Below are 18,752 nucleotides of genomic sequence, written 5' to 3'. Positions count from 1 at the left end.
GGGTAGCGGATGCGCGTCGACATCCGGGCGTGGTGGTCCCGCCGGTCGCTGCGGCTGCGGCTGACCGTTGCGGCTGCCCTCATGATCGCGTTCGGACTGGCCGGTGCCGCTGTGCTGCTCGTTCTGTGGCTGCATGCGACTCTCATCAACGAGCTCGACCAGACCGCCCTGCAGGACGCCCAGGTCGTCGCAGCAACCCTCCAGGCCGAACCGCGCGACGCTGTACTGCACCACACCTTCCACGGCGAAGCCGCTGTCCAAGTGGTCGACGCCAAAGGAGCGGTGCAGGCCAGCTCGGCGAATCTGCGCAGCAGACCCCGGTTGTTCGACTTTCCACCGAGCGGATCCGGTATCCCGCACGCCCGCACCGTCCAGGACCTCACCGTGGGCGATGGCAGTGCCTGGCGTGTTGTGGCCGTTCCGGCCGGTACCCGTCACGACCCGATGACCGTGTACGTCGCCATGTCCACGGAAGACGTCGACCACAGCCTGGCCAAGCTGACGTTCGGCCTCGCCACCACCGTGCCGTCGACCGTGGCCCTGCTCACCGGCGTCGTATGGCTGCTCACGGGGCGCGCGCTGCGCCCGGTGGACTCCCTGCGGACCCAGACCGCCGAGATCACCGCCTCGGACCTGGGGCGCCGACTCGACGTGCCCCCCGCCGAGGATGCTCTGGGCCGGCTCGCGAAGACCTTGAACGACCTGCTTGCCCGCCTGGAGGCCACGACTCGGCGGCAGCGCGGATTCGTTGCCGACGCCGCCCACGAACTGCGCAGCCCCCTGAGCACTTTGCACACCCGTCTGGAGGTCGCGGTCAGCCATCCCGACACCGCGGACTGGCGATCGCTCGCCCCCGCCCTGCTCGCAGAGACCGAACGGCTTTCCCGGCTCGTCGACGACCTTGTACAGCTGGCCCGCCTCGATGCCCGTCCACGCCTGCGCAAACGCCCGGTCGACCTGGACGAGATCGTCTTCAGCGAGGTGGGCGAGGCCCGCCAGCGCACGTCTCTCGTCATCGACCAGCATGCCGTCAGCGCCGCGCGCGTCCACGGTGACAGGGATTCCCTCGCCCGCGTGGTGCGGAATCTGCTGGACAACGCCCTGCGCCATGCCGCCACCCGCATCGACATCCGCCTCTACGTCCTGGACGGCATCGCACACCTGGTCGTGGCCGACGACGGGCCCGGCATCCCTGCCGCCGACCGGCAACGCGTCTTCGAGCGCTTCACCCGACTCGACCAAGCGCGCGCACGGGACACGGGCGGCAGCGGCCTGGGGCTGGCCATCGTCCGCGACATCGTCACCGCCCACCATGGCAGCGCCCACATCGAGACCAACCAGCCAGGCGCTCGGATCGTCGTACGGATTCCCGTCGGCGATCGGTAGCGGCCGATCAGCAGCGTCCGCAGCCGCCCCTGTGCGGGCTCCTGGCTGCACGGCTCCCGGTCCGCTGCCGGATGTCCGAAGCGGGGAGATCTGCCCGCGCCACCCCCGCAAGTCCCCGTGCACTGCCCGGATATCGGAGTCGTACCGCTCGCGCGCCCGTTCCGGGTCGGCAGTGGGACCCTCGGGCCACTGCATCTTCGTCCCCCCGTCGGGGTGACCTTCCCGCGCATGTCGCCGCAGGAGCCCGGAACGACGCGGTCCCTCCTGGTACCAGCAGGGAATGCCCAGGCCCCCGCATCCGCAGCCCGACAACACGGACCCCGGCGTACCGTCCGGAGGACGACGGCACCGGATCCGCGCCGCGTCACGCCGGGCGCTGCGCGGCATGACCGGCCCCGCGGCCCTGGACCCGGGCGCGCGACAGGCGCCGCCCGGCCCGCGGTACACGCCACGCGTGAACCCCACACTCCAGACGGCCGCCGCATACGCCTGGCGGATCCTCGTGGTGGGAGCCGTCGTATACGCGGCCTTCTCGGCACTGGGGCGGTTCCACGAAGTGGCGGCAGCCGTCTTCCTCGGCCTGGTCGTGACCGCGGTGCTGCGCCCGATCGCGGATATCCTGGCCCGTCCGATGCCGCGGGCGCTCGCCGTCGCCGTGGCGCTGCTCGGCAGTATCGTCCTCGCCCTCGGTGTGCTGACGCTCGTCGGCGAGGTGGTCGCCGGAGAACGCGCCGGGTTGGAAAGGGAGTTCAGTGAGGGTCTCGGCAGGATCGAACACTGGTTGGAAGGGCCGCCGTTCCGGCTGAATCCGAAGACGCTCGGCGGCCTCCGGTCCCGGATCGGGCAGGTCCTGTCCAGCCATCGCTCCGTCCTTATCAGCACGGCCGTCAGCGGTGTGGGCCGGCTGGTCGAGGTGGTGACGGTGTTCGTTCTGGCGTTGTTCTGCTCGGTCTTCTTCATTCACTCGGGCGACCGGCAGTGGGACTGGTTCTGCGATCAGCTCCCGCGGGCGGCCCGGGCCCGGGTGGCGGTCGCGGGCCGGGCCGCCTGGCGTACGTTCACCGGGTACACCCACGGCATCATCCTGGTGGCGGGGACCAACGCCGTACTCGTAGGACTGGCCCTGTTCGCACTCGGAGTGCCGCTGGCCCTGCCTCTGGCCCTGCTGGAGTTCTTCGCCGCCTTCATTCCGTTGATCGGCTCACCGATCGCTCTCGCGGTCGCGGCCGTGGTGGCTCTGGCGGCGAAGGGCCCGATCGTGGCGGCCGTCGTCCTCGTACTGATCGTGGTCATCGGCCAGATCGAGGGACATCTGCTGCACCCGCTCGTGATGGGCTGGGCCGTCCGCCTGCACCCGGTCGTGGTCGCGCTCTCGGTGATCGGCGGCGCCATCGCGGCCGGAGTGCTCGGAGCGGTGGTGGCGGTACCCCTCGTGTCGGTCCTCTGGTCGGTCCGTCAGGCGCTGAGCCCGGCAGACGAGTCCACGCGCGCGAAGGAGTGAGCGGCGCGCACGGGGACGGGTGCGTCGGGGTGCAAGCGAGGCACCGGCCTCCGCTTCCGCCCCCGCGCGCGGGGGTGGGGGCGGAAGCCGAACCGCTTGTGCCGGTGCTGTCGTACGCCTTCGTCACCGCTCTCCCGGAGGTCCGCGTCGGCCGTCCGGGTTGAGACAAATCCTCGCCCCGGCCCACGGGGTCGTGCTGCAGAGCGGACGCGTCGGCTCGCGTCAGTGGGGTTTCAGGTGCTGCCTCCTCACCTCCAGGCCCTTCGGCGCCTCGACGTGCGCCGTACCGTCGGCGTCGACGGAGATGTCCAGTCGCCCGCCCGCGATGTCGAGCCCCTCGACCTTCAGCGGACGGTATGCCTCCGCGAACCCGGGCGCGACCGTGAGCGTCCCGCCGGGGACATCGGCGGAGAGTCCCAGCACGGGCTGGAGGATCATGGCGTACGAGGCCGCAGCCCAGGCCTGCGGACGGCAGGACGCGGGATAGGGCGAGGGCCGGGCGTCGGTCACCGCTCCATGACCGGCGAAGAGTTCGGGAAGCCTGTTGTCGAAGGCCGTCGATGCGCTCAGCAGCCCCTCGGACAGGGACGCGGCCGCTTCCGGGAACCCTGCCCTGACCAGGCCGTGCACGACAATGGCTGTGTCGTGCGGCCAGATGGAACCGATGTGGTAGCCATACGGGTTGTAGGCCACGTGGTCACCGCTCAGGGTCCGCAGACCATGCCCCGAGTCGAGGTCGGGGGCGCTGAGCCTGGCGGCCAGCAGGGCGCTCTCCTCGTGGTCGAGCGGAACGCAGTATCCGCTGAAACTCGCGGCGGCCCTGCTGTCCACCATTCCGGTGGCCGCGCTGTTCTTCTGCTTCCAGCGCTACTTCGTCAGCGGCGCCAACGCGGGCGCGGTCAAGGAGTGAGCTCGGGCCGGACGGGCCTCGTCGTTCCGGGCGCGATGTCCTGATCACCTAGACTCGGCGGATGGCGAAGTATTTCGACGTGCACCCCGAAAATCCGCAGCAGCGCACCATCCGCACCGTGGCCGACAGCATCCGCTCGGGCGCGCTCGTCGCGTATCCGACAGACTCCTGTTACGCACTGGGGTGCCAGCTGGGCAGCCGTGACGGCATCAACCGGATCCGGTCGATCCGCAATCTGGACGATCGCCACCACTTCACCCTCGTGTGCCAGAACTTCGCGCAGCTGGGTCAGTTCGTGCACATCGACAACGATGTGTTCCGCGCGATCAAGGCCGCGACGCCCGGCAGCTACACCTTCATCCTCCCGGCGACGAAGGAGGTGCCGCGTCAACTGCTGCACCCGAAGAAGAAGACGGTGGGAGTGCGGATTCCGGACCATGTCGTCGCTCAGTCTCTGCTCGCCGACCTCGGTGAGCCGCTCCTCTCCAGCACCTTGCTCCTGCCCGACGAGGACGAGCCGCTGACCCAGGGCTGGGAGATCAAGGAACGGCTCGACCATGTGGTGGACGCCGTGGTCGACTCGGGTGACTGCGGCACCGAGCCGACCACGGTCATCGACTTCTCGGGTGGCGAACCGGAGATCGTACGGCGAGGGGCGGGCGACACCGCACGGTTCGAGTAGGCCGCGGGTACGCGAGCAGGGGTACGCCACGAGCGAGGGCGGCTACGTCACCGTGATCGCCTGCACCGGGCAGACGCGAGCGGCTTCCTTCACCATCGGGTCGTCGGCGCCCTCCTCGTGCCCCGGCAGCAGTTCGCTGAATCCGTCGTCATCCTGAGTGAAGACCTCGGGCGCGGTCAGCGCGCACTGACCGGCACCGATGCACACATCCCTGTCGATACTGATCCGCATCATCACTGCCATCCTTTCCGGGAGGGTTCCGTCACCACGCCACGGGCAGTTCGAGCATGCCCTGGACCGTGTCGCCGGGCTTGAACGGGATCTCGTCGGCGGGTGCCGCCAGCCGCAGCCCCGGCAGCCGGTCGAAGAGGGTGCGCAGCGCGATCTCCATCTCGGCCCGCGCGAGGTTCTGGCCGAGGCACTGGTGGATCCCGAAGCCGAAGGCGACATGCTGGCGCGATGTCCGGCCGAGGTCGAGTTCGTCCGGCTCCGGGTACACGGCTTCGTCCCGGTTGATCACCGAGGTGGACAGCACGACGCCCTCACCTGCCCGAATGGTCACCCCACCCACCTCGATGTCCTCCGTCGCCAGCCGTGAGATGCCGTCGGCAATGGAGAGGAATCGCAACAACTCCTCGACAGCGGTGGGCATCAGCTCCGCGGACGTGCGCAACCGGTCCAGCTGGTCCGGGTGCTGAAGGAGGGTGAACGTACCCAGCGAGATCATGTTCGCGGTCGTCTCGTGACCGGCGACGAGCAGGATCTCGGCCAGCCGGACCAGTTCCTCACCGTCCACGGCCCCGGTGTCGAGCTGCCGGGTGATGAGCTCGTCGAGCAGCCCGTCACCCCGGTCGGACCGTTTGCGCTCGATCAGCGCCCGGAAGTACTCGTCGAGCGCGTCCCGCGCCTTGTCGACATCGGCGGCCCCGGGCCCGCGCAGCAAAGCGCGTGACTGGGCCTCGAAGAAGTCGTGGTCGGCGTACGGTACGCCGAGAAGCGCGCAGATCACCATGGAGGGAACGGGCAGCGCGAAGGCGCTCACCAGGTCGGTGGGCGGCCCCTGCTCGATCATGGCGTCCAGCAGCCGGTCCACGGTCTCCTGGATCCGGGGCCGCAGTGCGGCGGTCCGCTTCACGGAGAAGCTGGGGATCAGCATCCGGCGCTGCGCGTTGTGCTCGGGATCGTCGACACCGATCAGTTCGATGCGCCGCCTGGCGCTCGCGGCTGTCCGCTCGGCGAGCATCGGGAACGCGGGGTTCTCCCGGTCGGCCGACAACCGCCGGTCGACCAGCAGCGCACGCGCCTCGGCATGCCCGGTCACCAGCCAGACCCGACGGCCGTCGAACAGCCTGGCGGAAGACACGGGCGACAGCGGCCGTCGGCCGTTCCGCTGCGGCCGGTACTCCGTCGGCGGCTGATAGGGGCAGGTGCGGTTCTGCGGGAAGGAGACGGTCTCGGTGTCTGCCATGGCGGGCCTCGCAAAGCTGGATGGAGGGCTTCCTACCGATCTCCCTCCACTAGATGCCTCAGTCACCTAGTTGGTCTACGCGAGGTTCGGCCAACTCGTCGTGGACGCATCCCATGACGAGCGGCACGCCCCGGCGCGGGTGCGCCGGCACACTCCGTCCGCGTGGCCGGCCGGCGAAATCTCGTCGATTCCGCTCCAGCTGTTCCCCGTCGTCCGGAGGCTGCCTCTGGTACGACTCTGACACGCGCGTGATCTGCGCGCCACCGACGTGTACCCGCACCACGGGGCCACGCGGTCCCGCAAGCCGTCCATCGGATAGGAGGCGGCGTGTTCACCACCTGCTGAGCCGCGGAGACGAAGGCGAGCTTCGCGCACACGAGGTCGTCCGGCGCTTCATGACGGCGTAGGCGGGTGACGAGATCCTGCGCCGCGGCGGCGACCTCGGCCGGTCCTTCCAGGACGACCCCGCCCAGGGCGCGCTCCAGGCCACGCACTCAAGAGGTTCTCGCACGCCCGATGTCCGATACCGGGCGGACGCGGATACGTCCGCCGGGTCACGACGGGGCATCGCTCGGGGGCCCGGCTCATCGCCCTGCCGTCGAAGTGGCCGCTTCCGCCATCCGGGCGGACGTCCGGCGACGTACGGCTAACTGACCCGCCGCTTACGGGAGTCAGGCGACAGCGACGCGGGTGAAGCGTTCCGCCGTGTGGAGTTCGGCCTCGATCTTGAGTGCCGTGTCGCGGAGTTGGGGAAGTATCTGCTCCTCGCACTCCTCGATCGTGCGGCTGCTGCTGTGCATCGCGACGTTGATGGAGGCGACCGCCGCGCCAGCCCGGTCACGGACGGGTACGGCGATCGAGCGGAGGCCCGCCTCCAGTTCCTTGTCCACGAGGGCATGGCCCTGGGTCCGCACCCGGTCCAGGACGGCCTCGAGTTCGGTGCGGTGGGTCAGGGTGCGCGGCGCCAGGGGGCGGAGTTCGGTACGGGCGAGAGCGGCGTCGAGTTCGACGGGGGTGAGGTCGGCCAGCAGAACCCGGCCCAGCGACGTCGCGTAGGCGGGGAATCGGGTGCCCACGGTGATGTTGACGCTCATGATGCGGTGGGAGGCGGAGCGCGCCACGTACTGCACCGAGTCGTCCACGAGGACGGCGAGCGACGCCGATTCCTTGATGCGGCCGGCCAGGGACCCGAGGTGGGGCTGGGCGATCAGGGACAGTGTCGTGCGCGAGAGCGGCGGGTATCCGAGGCCGAGGACGCGCGGGGTCAGCCGGTGTTCCCGGCCGTCGACCGCCACGTACCCGAGGTGTTCGAGGGTGATCAGGGCACGGCGTGCGGTCGCCCGGGAGAGGCCGGTGGCCTGCGCGACGGCGCTGAGTGTCAGGGTCTCGCCGCCGTCGCCGAAGGCGGTGAGCACGGTCAGGCCGCGGGCGAGGGACTCGATGAACTCGCGGCCCAGTTCCTGCTTGGACGCGGCCGTCCAGGAGGCGAGTACGCCGGTGGGGGGTACGGACCGGGCGGGCGGCGCGGTGCGCAGCCGGTCCTCCATGGCCGCGGCCGCGACGCGCAGCCGGGGCAGCAAGGTGTCGACCAGTCCCCCGGCGGTATGACGGCTGGTGTGGCTGACGACGCTGAGCGCGCAGACGACGTCGCCCCCGGGGGCGCGGACCGGCACCGCGAGCGCGACGAGGCCCGCTTCGATCAGCTGGTCGTCCAGTGCCCGGTCATCGGCGCGCGCCGCTGCCACTCTCGCCGTGAAGTCGTCCTCCGTCGGGGACGGGCGCCGCGGCAGGGACGGGAAGCGGGCGCCGTCCGGGTCGGCCGCGCGCCGCTGCCGCCAGGCCTCCCACCCCGCCTGGCCCCAGCCGGCGGCGAACAGCGCTCCGGGTGCGGTGCGCTCGGCGGGCAGCAGGTCGCCCATGCGGAAGCTCAGGGACATCGCGCGACGCCGGGCGGCCTGGTGGATGAAGCGGATTCCGTCGCCGTCGGGGACCGCGAGGGAGACCGACTCGTCGAGTTCGTCGGCGAGGGCGTCCGCCCGTTCCCGGAACAGCGCGGGGAGGCGGATGGAGGCCAGGTAGGCGTTGCCGAGTTCCATCAGGCCCGGGGCGAGTGTGACGTCACGGCCGTCGAGGCGGACGTATCCCATGCGGGCGAGGGTCGTGGTGACCCGGTCGACGGTGGAGCGGGCCAGTCCGGTGGCGCGTTCCAGATCACTGGAGCTGAGTGTCCCGTCGGCGTCGGTGAGCCGGCGCAGCACGGTGATGCCGCGCATGAGCGGGGCGACGGCCTCGGCCGGTACCGGCGGCTCGCTCGGGATGGTCCGGGTCGGTGGCATCGGTTCTCCGTCGGGTGTGGACGCGCCGCGGGAGACGCGGGGCGATGTCGTGGGGCGGGCGTGACCGCACGCCGAGCCGGTCCGAAAGCCGGTCCGGGGGCCGGGGCGGCTCCGCTCCGGTCCCGTCCCCAGCAGGCCGGGCGCGTGGCCGGGCACGCATACGGGCGGTGTCCGAAATATCTCAGCACCATTGACACGCCTTCGCCGCGGCGGCAGACTCCTCGCAAGCGAGTGAAGGAAACTTCACTATGCGAACACTACTGGATGGGCGGTCCGATGGACAAGGTGGTCGCGTCAGCGGCACTGGCCGTGGCCGACGTGCCGGACGGCGCGTCGATAGCGGTGGGAGGCTTCGGCCTCAGCGGCGTGCCGAACGTGTTGATCGATGCCCTGCACGCACGAGGCGTCAGCGGACTCGAAGTCGTCTCCAACAACTGCGGGGCGATGGATACCGGACTCGCGGTGCTGCTCACCGCGGGCCGGATCAGTCGGGTCACCGGCTCGTACATCGGCGGGAACAAGGAGTTCGCCCGGCAGTACCTCGGGGGCGAGCTGGAGCTCGAACTCATCCCCCAGGGCACGCTGGCCGAGCGGCTGCGGGCCGGCGGGGCAGGCATCCCCGCGTTCTACACCCCCGCGGGCGTCGGCACCCAGGTCGCGGAGGGCGGACTGCCCTGGCGCTACGACGATGCGGGCAACGTGGCCCTGGCGTCACCCGCCAAGGAAGTACGTACGTTCGACGGCACCGAGTACGTACTGGAACGCGGCATCCGCACCGATTTCGCGCTCGTACGGGCCGCGAAGGGCGACCGGCACGGCAATCTGGTCTTCAACAAGTCCGCGCGCAACTTCAACCCGCTCGCGGCCATGGCGAGCCGGGTCACCGTCGCGGAGGTCGAGGAGCTGGTCGAGCCGGGCGAGATCGACCCGGACCACGTCCACGTTCCCGGCATCTTCGTGCAGCGGGTGGTCGGGCTGACCCGGGAGCAGGCCGAGGACAAGAAGATCGAACAGCGCACGGTGACCGAGCGGGAGGCACGGGGCTGATGGCCTGGAACCGGAACGAGATGGCCGCCAGGGCCGCGGCCGAGCTGCGCGACGGCGAGTACGTCAACCTCGGCATCGGGCTGCCGACGCTGATCCCCAACCACCTGCCCGAGGGCGTCCATGTCGTCCTGGAGTCCGAGAACGGCATCCTGGGCACCGGGCCGTTCCCGTACGACGAGGACGTCGACCCCGATCTGATCAACGCGGGCAAGGAGACGGTGACCGTCCGGCCCGGCGCCTCGTTCTTCGACTCGGCGCTCTCCTTCGGCATGATCCGCGGCGGCCACATCGACACCGCCGTGCTCGGGGCCATGCAGGTCTCGGCCCGCGGTGACCTCGCCAACTGGGCGGTGCCGGGAAAGATGGTGACCGGCATCGGCGGGGCCATGGACCTGGTGCACGGCGCGCGCCGCGTCATCGTCACCATGACGCACACCGCCAAGGACGGCAGCCCGAAGATCGTCGACGAGTGCACGCTGCCGCTGACCGGCAAGGCGTGCGTCCACCGCGTGATCACCGATCTGGCCGTGCTCGACGTGACCGGGGACGGGCTCGTTCTGGTGGAGACCGCCCCCGGGGTGAGCGTCGACGAGGTGCTGGCCGCGACCGCCGCCCCCGTACATACCGACGTACCGGCCGAAACCGCCCCCGTGCGTACCACTGAAAGGACCGGCTCATGAGTTTCCGACCGCGCGACGTCTACGTCGTCGACGCCGTCCGCACGCCGATCGGCCGGTACAACGGGGCGCTGGCCCAGGTGCGCCCCGACGACCTGGCCGCCCACGCCATCCGCGCGCTGCTGGCCCGCACCCCGGAGCTCGATCCGGGGCGCATCGGCGACGTGGTTCTCGGCAACGCCAACGGCGCGGGCGAGGAGAACCGCAACGTCGGCCGGATGGCCGCGCTCCTGGCGGGACTTCCGGTCACCGTCCCGGGCGTCACCGTCAACCGGCTGTGCGCCTCCGGCCTGGAGGCCGTGGTGCAGGCGGCCCGCGCCATCGCCCTCGGCGACCACTCGCTGGTCGTGGCGGGCGGTGTCGAGTCGATGACCCGCGCCCCGTACGTGCTGCCGAAGAGCGACCGCGCCTTCCCGGCCGCGCACACCGAGATGTTCTCGACCACGCTCGGGTGGCGCATGGTCAACCCGAAGATGGACCCGCAGTGGACGGTGCCGCTCGGCGAGAGCGCCGAACTGATCGCGGAGAAGCACTCCCTCAGCCGTGAGCAGCAGGACGAGTTCGCTCTCGCCTCCCACCGCAAGGCGTCCGAGGCACGGGCCGCCGGGCTGTTCGACGACGAGATCGTGCCGCTCACGATCCCGCGCCGCAAGGGCGATCCGCTCGTCGTGGACCGCGACGAGTGCATCAGGGACGACGCCTCGCTGGAGGCCATGGCCAAGCTCCGTCCGTCGTTCCGCACGGAGAACGGCACCGTCACCGCGGGCAATTCCTCGCCGCTCAACGACGGGGCAGCCGCGCTTCTGCTGGCCGACGAGGAGGGGCTGCGGGCCACTGGCCGCGAGCCACTGGCCCGGATCTCGGCCACGGCGGTGTCCGCCAACGAGCCGCAGTACTTCGGTCTCGCGCCCGTCGAGGCCGTGAACCGGGCGCTGGACCGGGCGGGCAGGACCTTCGCCGACCTCACGACGCTCGAACTCAACGAGGCGTTCGCCGCTCAGGTGCTGGGCTGCGTCGCCGAGTGGCCCGACCTCGACCCCGCGATCCTCAACCCGCGCGGCGGCGCGATCGCGATCGGCCACCCGCTCGGCGCCTCGGGCGCCCGGCTGGCGGGTGCGGTCGCCCATCAGCTCAAGGCAGCCGGGTCCGGCGTCGGCGTGGCCACGCTGTGCATCGGCGTGGGCCAGGGCTCAGCCCTCGTACTGGAAAGGTAGAACCCGCATGACCACCCCGCTCACCCAGGGCGACATCAGCACCGAGATCCGCGAAGCGCGCGAGCGGTACGCCGGGCACCTCGCCGCTGGCGGTCCCGTCCGCCCGCACCCGGACCGGGCCTACGCCCCCTACCGCAGCAGTGTGCTGCGCCACCCGAAGCGGCCGCTGCTGCCCGTCGGCGACCCGGAGGCCGTCGAACTCACCGGTCCGGCCTTCGGTGTCACCGACATCACCGGTCTGGACCACGACCTGACGCGTCAGCACCCGGGCGAGCCGCTCGGCGAGCGGATCACCGTCACCGGCCGGATCCTGGACCGCTCCGGGCGGCCGGTGCGCGGCCAGCTGGTCGAGATCTGGCAGGCCAACGCGTCCGGCCGGTACGCCCATCAGCGCGACCAGCACCCCGCTCCCCTCGACCCCAACTTCACCGGTGTGGGGCGGTGCCTGACGGATGATCAGGGAGGGTACTCCTTCGTCACCGTCAGGCCGGGCGCCTACCCCTGGCGCAACCACACCAACGCCTGGCGTCCCGCGCACATCCATTTCTCACTCTTCGGCTCCGCGTTCGCGCAACGCCTGATCACGCAGATGTACTTCCCCGGCGATCCGCTGTTCCCCTACGACCCGATCCTCCAGTCGGTCACCGACGACAGCGCCCGCAACCGTCTGGTCGCCACGTACGATCACGATCTGTCCGTCCCCGAGTGGTCACTCGGCTACCGCTGGGACATCGTCCTCGACGGACCGTCCGCCACCTGGATCGAGGAGGGCCGCTGATGTCCCGTCCGACGCTTCCCGCACCCCACGCCGAACCGGCCCCCACCCCGTCCCAGACGGTGGGCCCCTTCTACGGCTACGCGCTGCCCTTCGCGAAGGGCGGCGACATCGCGCCGACCGGCCACCCGGACACGATCACCCTGCACGGTCACGTCCTCGACGGGGCCGGGCAGCCGGTGCCCGACGCGATCGTCGAGGTGTGGCAGCCCGCCCCGGACGGCTCGCGCACCGGGGCGCCCGGATCGCTGCGCCGCGACCCGGTGACCGGTGCGGTCATCGGCCGCGACGGACTGGCGTTCACCGGCTTCGGCCGGGTGAGCACGGACGCCGACGGCCACTTCACCGTGCGGACCCTGCCGCCGGGAGGGGTGCCGTACCTGTCTCTGGCCGTCTTCGCCCGCGGTCTGCTGCACCATCTGTACACCCGGGCCTATCTGCACGACGCGGACGGCGGCGCGGCCGATGCCCTGCTCGCGCAACTGCCGCCCGAGCGCCGGGCCACGGTGGTCACCACGCCGGACGGGGCGGGCGTGCACCGCTTCGACATCCGCCTCCAGGGCGACGGGCAACACGAGGAGACGGTCTTCCTTGACTTCGGCTGATTCCGCTGCTGCAGCCGGTCCCAACACCACGGCCGGTACCGTCACTTCGGCTGATTCCGCCACCTCGGCCGGTTCCGCTACCACGGCCGGTTCCGCCACCACGGTTGATTCCGCCGCGGACGTCGGTCTGCTCACCCCGGTCGGGGCGGGTTGCGCCGTGGCGGCGCTGACGGGCGACAGGGCCTACGTCCGGGCCATGCTGGACGCCGAGGTGGCCCTCATCCGCGCCCAGGCGTCGATCGGCCTCGCCCCGGAACCAGCCGCACGGGCCGTCGCGGCGGCGGCCGCGGCACCCGGCCGGTTCGACCCCCGCGACCTGGCGCTGCGGGCCCGCTCCGGCGGCAACCCGGTCATTCCGTTGGTCGCCGAACTCACTGCGGCGGTAGGGAAGATGGAACCGGCGGCCGCGTCCCATGTGCACCGGGGCGCGACCAGTCAGGACATCCTCGACACGGCCACGATGCTGGTGGCGTCGAGGGCGCTGGAGGCCGTACTCGCGGATCTCGCCCGGGTCGCCGCGACCCTCGGCCGGCTGGCCACCACGCACCGGGACACCCCGATGGCGGGCCGGACGCTGACCCAGCACGCGGTTCCGACGACCTTCGGCCTCAAGGCGGCGGGCTGGCGCGCGCTGGTCCTGGACGCCCACGACCGGCTCACCGCCGTCCGGTCCGCGCTCCCGTCCCAACTGGGCGGCGCCGCAGGTACCTTGGCCGCTTTCTCGGCGTTCGCCGAGGTTCCCGACGGTGTCGTCCCGGCGGAGTGGACCCAGAGCAACGGCACACGGGACATCGGGGTGCGGCTGCTCGCGGCCTACACCGCCGAGACCGGGCTGGCGGAGCCCGTACTGCCATGGCACGTGCTGCGCACGCCGGTCGCCGAACTCGGCGGGGCCCTGGCCCTCACGGCCGGCGCCCTCGGCAAGCTCGCCGCCGATGTACTGGTGTTGTCGCGGACCGAGATCGGCGAGTTGTCCGAGGGCACCGGCGGCGGCTCCTCCGCCATGCCGCACAAGGCCAACCCGGCCCGTGCGACGCTGATCGCGGGCGCGGCGCGCCGGGTGCCGGCGCTGGCCGGCGTGCTCTACGGCTCGCTCGTCGCCGAGGACGAACGCCCGCCCGGCGCCTGGCACGCCGAGTGGCAGACGCTGCGCGACGCGCTGCGCACGGTCGGCGGAATGGCGGAGACCGCGGTATCGCTCGCGGAGGGGCTCCGGGTCCATCCGGACCGTATGCGCGGCAACCTCGACGCCACCCACGGACTGATCGTCACCGAACGTCTGGTTGCCGTCCTCGCGCCGCTGGCCGGACGGGCCGAGGCCCGTGCGGCGGTGACCCGCGCGGGCGAGCGGGCCGTCCTCGAACGGACCGGGCTGCTCGAAGCGCTGCGCGGCGAGCCGGACCTCGTGGGGCTGGTCCCCGAGGAACGGCTGCGCGCCCTCACCGATCCCACCGCCTACCCGGGTTCGGCCGGCGCGCTCGTCGACCGCGCGCTGAGCCACGGTGGCCGCGGGCGGCCCGTGCCGTGAGACCGGACACGCCCTCCCGCACCCCCGACCAGCACCAGCCCGTACAAGGAGCCTCATGACATCCCGCACCACCGCGGGCCTGCACCACCAGGTGGACGGCCCGCCCTCAGCACCGCCCCTCGTCCTCGGGCCCTCGCTCGGCACCTCGCTCTCCGTATGGGACCCGCAGGTCGCCGGGCTGACCCGCGGCCACCGGGTGGTCCGCTGGGACCTGCCCGGCCACGGCGGCACCGCGGCGGATCTGCTGCCTCCGGGCGGCGGCGTCCCCGAGTTGGGGCGCGAGGTCCTCAAGGTCGCCGACGCGCTCGGGATCGACCGGTTCGCGTACGCGGGCATCTCGCTCGGTGGCGCCGTCGGGACCTGGCTCGCCATCCATCACCCGGAACGCGTCACTTCGCTGGCGGTCCTCTGTTCCTCGGCGCGTTTCGGCGAGCCGCAGGGCTGGCGGGACCGGGCCCGTACCGTGCGGACGTCCGGCATCGGGCAGATCGCCGACGGCTCGGCGGGCCGCTGGTTCACCCCCGCGTTCGCCGGTGAGCCCGCTGCCCGGACCCTCGTCGACACCATGCGCGCGACCGACCCCGAGGCGTACGCCGCGCTGTGCGATGCGCTCGCCGGGTACGACCTCCGGGCCGACCTGGGCCGGATCACGGCTCCCACCCTGGTGGTCGCCGGGCGCGACGATCCGGCGACCCCGGTCGCGCACGCCAGGGAGCTCGCGGACGGCATTGCCGGCTCCGGTCTGGTCGAGATCCCCGGCGCCGCCCACCTGGCCAACGTCGAGCGGCCCGACGCCGTACTGTCCGCACTGCTCGGGCACTTCGCCACGGCGGCCGAGGCCGGATCGGACGACGGCACCCGCCACGCCGCCGGACTCTCCGTGCGCCGCACCGTGCTCGGCGACGCCCATGTGGACCGCGCGATCGCCCGTACCACCCCGTTCACCGCCGTGTTCCAGGACTTCATCACCCGCTACGCGTGGGGCGAGGTCTGGACCCGGCCCGGTCTCGACCACCGGACCCGTCGCTGTCTCACTCTCACCGCACTGATCGCACTGGGTCATGAGGGCGAGCTGGAAATGCATCTGCGCGCCGCGCTCGGCAGCGGCGACCTGACGCCCGAAGAGGTCCAGGAGGTGCTGCTGCAGTCCGCCGTGTACTGCGGGGTGCCGGCCGCCAACTCCGCTTTCGCGCTCGCGGACCGGATCATCGCCGAGAGCGCCGCCCCGAAGGAGAAGTAACCATGCACACCACTGTCGGAATCATCGGGGGCGGCCCGGCCGGGCTGCTGCTGTCCCGGCTCCTGCACCGGGCGGGCGTCGACTGCGTCGTCCTGGAGAGCCGTGACCGCGCGTACGTCGAACAGCGCCAGCGCGCCGGCATCCTGGAGCAGTCGACCGTCGACGCGCTGCGCGAGGCGGAAGCCGCCGACCGGCTGGACACCGAGGGGCTGGTCCACGACGGCGTGGAGCTGCGCTGGGAGGGCCGGGCACACCGCATCGACTTCCCGTCGCTCACCGGTGGCCGCCGCGTGTGGGTGTACGCGCAGACCGAGGTCGTCAAGGACCTCATCGCCCTGCAGACGGCCGCCGGTGCCGCACTGCACTTCGGTGCGCAGGTTCGGCTCGTCGAGGGCGCCGACACCGACCGCCCGACCGTCCACTACACCCACGAGGGCCAGGAGAAGACGCTGACGTGCGACTACGTCGTCGGCTGCGACGGCTTCCACGGGGTGACCCGGGCCGCCGTCCCCGAGGGCGTGCGGCGCACGTACGAACGGGTCTATCCCTACTCCTGGTTCGGCATCCTGGCCGATGTCGCCCCGTCCTGCGACGAGTTGATCTACGCGCACTCGCCGCGCGGTTTCGCCCTGCACAGCATGCGCTCGCCCGAGGTGAGCCGGCTGTACCTCCAGGTCCCCAACGGCACGGACCCGGCCGACTGGTCCGACGAGCGGATCTGGGACGAGCTGGACGCCCGGTTCGCCCTGGACGGCTGGAAGCTGGAGCGGGGTCCGATCACCTCCAAGAGCGTTCTGCCGATGCGCAGTTCGGTCACCGAGCCGATGCAGTACGGCCGGGTGTTCCTCGCCGGGGACGCCGCGCACATCGTGCCTCCCACCGGGGCCAAGGGGCTGAATCTGGCCGCCGCCGACGTCATCGTCCTGGCCCGGGCGCTGATCCGGCGTCACACGACGGGCTCGACGGACCTGCTGGACGCCTACTCCGACACGTGCCTGCGCCGGGTGTGGCGCGCCGAGCACTTCTCGTACTTCATGACGACGACGCTGCACACCGATCCGGACCAGAGCACGTTCGACACCCGGCTGCAGATCTCCCAGCTGGACCGCATCGCGGCGTCACCGCACGCGGCGGCGGAACTCGCCATGAACTACGCGGGGTTGCCGCTGCCGTAAACGGTCCCCGCCGCCGGCCGGGCCGGCGCCGCGATCACCTGGACGGGTCCGGGGTGACGGCGTCGGCCGCGGCAAGCCAGGCATCGGCGATCAGCCGGTGGCCGAGTGGGCTCGGATGGACCCCGTCCGGGGCCAGTTCGGCTGCCTCCCGCTCCTCGGCGGCACGGCGCAGGGCGAGGTCCGCACGTACCACGTGAGCTCCGTTGCCCTGCGCGGCGCGCAGGACAGCGTCGGTACGGGGCGACAGGTCCTCGTACCAGCCTCCCTGGTCCGGGGTGACCGGGAGCAGAAAGGGCGTGATGACGAACAGTCGGACCGAGAGGGTCCGTGCGGTTCGCGCGAGGAGGCGGTCAAGGCATGCCTCGAACTCGTCGACCGGGCTGATGAGTCCCCCGTCGTAGCGCCGCCAGGTGTCGTTGATGCCGATCATGACCGTGACCACGGTGGGCCGCTGGTCGATGACGTCGCTCATCCAGCGGGATTCGAGGTCGTACACACGATTGCCGGCGAGGCCCTTGTTGATGACCGCAGGGCCGGATCCGGTGCTCGTCCGGGCGCGCAGGGTCCGTGCGATCTCGCGGACGTAACCGCTGCCGAGCGACGCGGAGTCCGTACGGTCGCGACCCGCGTCGGTGATGGAGTCGCCGATGAACACGAGTGCGTCTGTTTCCTTGAGGTACATGTCTGCCGCTCTGCGGTCGGGTCGGTGGATGACCATCGCGGGCTCTTCCGTGCGGCGTTGCACGGCGCCTGCGTGAGTGGGGTGGTGGACCGGAGCCAGGACCTGTTCTCAGTCCTCGGCCCGGCCGTCCGATGTGTCCAGGTACAGCTCGATGACGGGCACGGGGGTGTCGGGGCGCTGTACGGGGATCTGGAGCGTGAGCGTTCCGGCGGGCTGCCCGCCCATCTCGGTGTTGAGCGCGGGCCGGTCCGGGTCGATGTGGACCTGGGTGATCTCGGACGCGTCGTTGAGCAGCTGCGCGTAACGCACCCGGCCGCCGAGTCCCGGCAGGTGCAGATGGCGCAATGGCCAGGCGAACAGGTGGACGTAGAGGCGGTCGCCGCGCCGGGTGTACCGGCACTCGGCCGGGGCGGTGTACGGGGACGGGCCGCAGCCCCGGACCGACCGCTCGTGCAGGTCCATCCACCGGCCGATTTCCCCGAGGACGGCGACGGCGCGCGGGTCGAGGTCGCCGCGGCCGGTGGGGCCGACGTTGAGGAGGAGGTTGCCGCCCTTGGACACCCCGTCGACGAGCATGCGGATCAGCAGGTCGGCGCTCTTGTGGTCGAGGTTGTCGCGGTCGTAGCCCCAGCTTCCGTTGAGCGTCTGGCACGCCTCCCACAGCACGGGCCGCCCGTTCTCGGTCATGGGGCCGGAGGGCTGGTACTGCTCGGGGGTGACGAAGTCGCCGGGGAGACCGGTGCGGTCGTTGACGAGGACGTGCGGCTGGAGTTCGCGGATCGTCTCCAGGAGTTTCGGTGCGTCCCAGTCGTCCGGACCCTTGCCGCCCCACCAGCTGCCGTCCGTGTAGGAGAAGTCGAAGAACAGGTAGTCGACGCGTCCGAAGGACGTCAGCAGTTCACGGACCTGGCCGTGCAGATAGCGCTGGTAGTCGCGAATGTCACGGTCGGCGGTCGCGGCCTTGAACTCCTCGTCGTCGCGCTGCGGATGGGTGCCGTCCACGGGAAAGGACGGGTGGTGCCAGTCGATGAGGGAGTAGTAGAAGCCGACCTTGAGACCTTCGGCGCGGCACGCCTCGACGAGCGGGCCGACGAGGTCGCGGCCGTGCGGGGTGTTGGTGACCTTGTACTCGGTGAGGGCACTGTCCCACAGGCAGAAGCCGTCGTGGTGCTTCGCGGTGAGAACGACGTACCGCATGCCCGCCGCTCTGGCCGCTCGTGCCCATTGGGCCGGGTCGTAGCGGTCGGGGTCGAAGTGGTCGAAGTAGACCTGGTACTGCTCGTCGGTCAGTTTCTCACGGTTCTTTACCCACTCGTGCCGTGCGGCGAGGGAGTACAGGCCCCAGTGGATGAACATGCCGAACCGGTCGGTGGTGAACCAGGTCGTGTCCGGGGCCACCGTGGAAGGTGTGGTCGTGGCGGGGACGGACGGGGACGCCGCGGGGGTTTCGGGGCTCGGGGGCATGGGGCATCGCTCCTTGTGGTCGGCGTCCGCTCCCGCAGGCCCGGATGTACAGCTGGCGAGGA

Annotated in this window: 17 protein-coding genes; 11 read left to right on the top strand and 6 right to left on the bottom strand. The window is 71.4% G+C overall.

The window, feature by feature from the left end; genetic code table 11:
- The first annotated feature begins 9 nt into the window (after positions 1–9).
- Together OG936_RS34225 and OG936_RS34220 are read left to right on the top strand one after the other, a co-directional pair.
- Positions 10–1,386: an ATP-binding protein gene (locus OG936_RS34225; protein ID WP_406499732.1), complete on the top strand. Its 1,377-nt coding sequence runs from the start codon at positions 10–12 to the stop codon at positions 1,384–1,386.
- Between the two features lie 385 nt (positions 1,387–1,771).
- Positions 1,772–2,887, top strand: coding sequence for an AI-2E family transporter (locus tag OG936_RS34220; protein WP_406500726.1), 1,116 nt, complete (start codon positions 1,772–1,774; stop codon positions 2,885–2,887).
- A gap of 222 nt (positions 2,888–3,109) precedes the next feature.
- Here OG936_RS34220 and OG936_RS34215 read toward each other — a convergent pair whose 3' ends face one another.
- The gene (locus OG936_RS34215; protein WP_406499731.1) at positions 3,110–3,721 is read right to left on the bottom strand and encodes an amylo-alpha-1,6-glucosidase; all 612 of its coding nucleotides are present in this window, start codon (positions 3,719–3,721) and stop codon (positions 3,110–3,112) included.
- 137 nt (positions 3,722–3,858) lie between these two features.
- On the opposite strand from OG936_RS34215, the gene OG936_RS34210 reads away from it, so the two are divergent.
- Entirely contained in the window at positions 3,859–4,479 is a 621-nt protein-coding gene (locus OG936_RS34210; RefSeq protein ID WP_266750987.1) for an L-threonylcarbamoyladenylate synthase, read from the top strand.
- Positions 4,480–4,521: 42 nt separating this feature from the next.
- Here OG936_RS34210 and OG936_RS34205 read toward each other — a convergent pair whose 3' ends face one another.
- The 3 genes from OG936_RS34205 to OG936_RS34195 all read right to left on the bottom strand — a co-directional run bounded on the left by OG936_RS34205 (position 4,522) and on the right by OG936_RS34195 (position 8,283).
- Positions 4,522–4,710, bottom strand: a complete 189-nt coding sequence (locus OG936_RS34205) for a ferredoxin (RefSeq protein ID WP_383755343.1) — start codon at positions 4,708–4,710, stop codon at positions 4,522–4,524.
- A 31-nt stretch (positions 4,711–4,741) separates the two neighbouring features.
- Positions 4,742–5,947 carry a cytochrome P450 gene (locus tag OG936_RS34200; RefSeq protein ID WP_406499730.1) on the bottom strand — a complete coding sequence of 402 codons (1,206 nt, stop codon included), beginning with the start codon at positions 5,945–5,947 and terminating at the stop codon, positions 4,742–4,744.
- A 671-nt stretch (positions 5,948–6,618) separates the two neighbouring features.
- Entirely contained in the window at positions 6,619–8,283 is a 1,665-nt protein-coding gene (locus tag OG936_RS34195) for an IclR family transcriptional regulator C-terminal domain-containing protein (RefSeq protein ID WP_406499729.1), read from the bottom strand.
- 276 nt (positions 8,284–8,559) lie between these two features.
- Between OG936_RS34195 and OG936_RS34190 the strand changes: the two genes are divergently transcribed.
- The 8 genes from OG936_RS34190 (at position 8,560) to OG936_RS34155 (ending at position 16,544) form a co-directional block, all read left to right on the top strand.
- On the top strand, positions 8,560–9,330 hold the full coding sequence (locus tag OG936_RS34190; RefSeq protein WP_406499728.1) for a CoA transferase subunit A: 771 nt from the start codon (positions 8,560–8,562) through the stop codon (positions 9,328–9,330).
- A complete protein-coding gene (locus OG936_RS34185) occupies positions 9,330–10,010 on the top strand; it encodes a CoA transferase subunit B (protein WP_406499727.1) in 681 nt (226 codons plus the stop codon). The genes OG936_RS34190 and OG936_RS34185 overlap by 1 nt, the downstream gene beginning before the upstream one ends.
- On the top strand, positions 10,007–11,221 hold the full coding sequence (locus OG936_RS34180) for a thiolase family protein (protein ID WP_406499726.1): 1,215 nt from the start codon (positions 10,007–10,009) through the stop codon (positions 11,219–11,221). The genes OG936_RS34185 and OG936_RS34180 overlap by 4 nt, the downstream gene beginning before the upstream one ends.
- A 7-nt stretch (positions 11,222–11,228) precedes the next feature.
- A complete protein-coding gene (pcaH, locus tag OG936_RS34175) occupies positions 11,229–11,999 on the top strand; it encodes a protocatechuate 3,4-dioxygenase subunit beta (protein WP_406499725.1) in 771 nt (256 codons plus the stop codon).
- Complete coding sequence (gene pcaG, locus OG936_RS34170) at positions 11,999–12,601, top strand: protocatechuate 3,4-dioxygenase subunit alpha (protein ID WP_406499724.1); 603 nt, start codon at positions 11,999–12,001, stop codon at positions 12,599–12,601. The genes pcaH and pcaG overlap by 1 nt, the downstream gene beginning before the upstream one ends.
- A 157-nt stretch (positions 12,602–12,758) precedes the next feature.
- Entirely contained in the window at positions 12,759–14,129 is a 1,371-nt protein-coding gene (gene pcaB, locus OG936_RS34165) for a 3-carboxy-cis,cis-muconate cycloisomerase (RefSeq protein WP_406500724.1), read from the top strand.
- A 55-nt stretch (positions 14,130–14,184) separates the two neighbouring features.
- Positions 14,185–15,369: a 3-oxoadipate enol-lactonase gene (gene pcaD / locus OG936_RS34160; protein ID WP_406499723.1), complete on the top strand. Its 1,185-nt coding sequence runs from the start codon at positions 14,185–14,187 to the stop codon at positions 15,367–15,369.
- A gap of 2 nt (positions 15,370–15,371) precedes the next feature.
- The gene (locus OG936_RS34155) at positions 15,372–16,544 is read left to right on the top strand and encodes a 4-hydroxybenzoate 3-monooxygenase (RefSeq protein WP_406499722.1); all 1,173 of its coding nucleotides are present in this window, start codon (positions 15,372–15,374) and stop codon (positions 16,542–16,544) included.
- A 34-nt stretch (positions 16,545–16,578) separates the two neighbouring features.
- Here OG936_RS34155 and OG936_RS34150 read toward each other — a convergent pair whose 3' ends face one another.
- Positions 16,579–17,289: a GDSL-type esterase/lipase family protein gene (locus OG936_RS34150; protein ID WP_406499721.1), complete on the bottom strand. Its 711-nt coding sequence runs from the start codon at positions 17,287–17,289 to the stop codon at positions 16,579–16,581.
- A 45-nt stretch (positions 17,290–17,334) separates the two neighbouring features.
- A complete protein-coding gene (locus OG936_RS34145) occupies positions 17,335–18,690 on the bottom strand; it encodes an alpha-L-fucosidase (RefSeq protein ID WP_406499720.1) in 1,356 nt (451 codons plus the stop codon).
- Positions 18,691–18,752 lie beyond the last annotated feature (62 nt).

Source organism: Streptomyces sp. NBC_00846, from assembly GCF_045207325.1.
Lineage (GTDB): Bacteria > Actinomycetota > Actinomycetes > Streptomycetales > Streptomycetaceae > Streptomyces.
The sequence above is the reverse complement of the archived record's forward strand: the minus strand, read 5'-3'. Positions and strand labels throughout refer to the sequence as shown.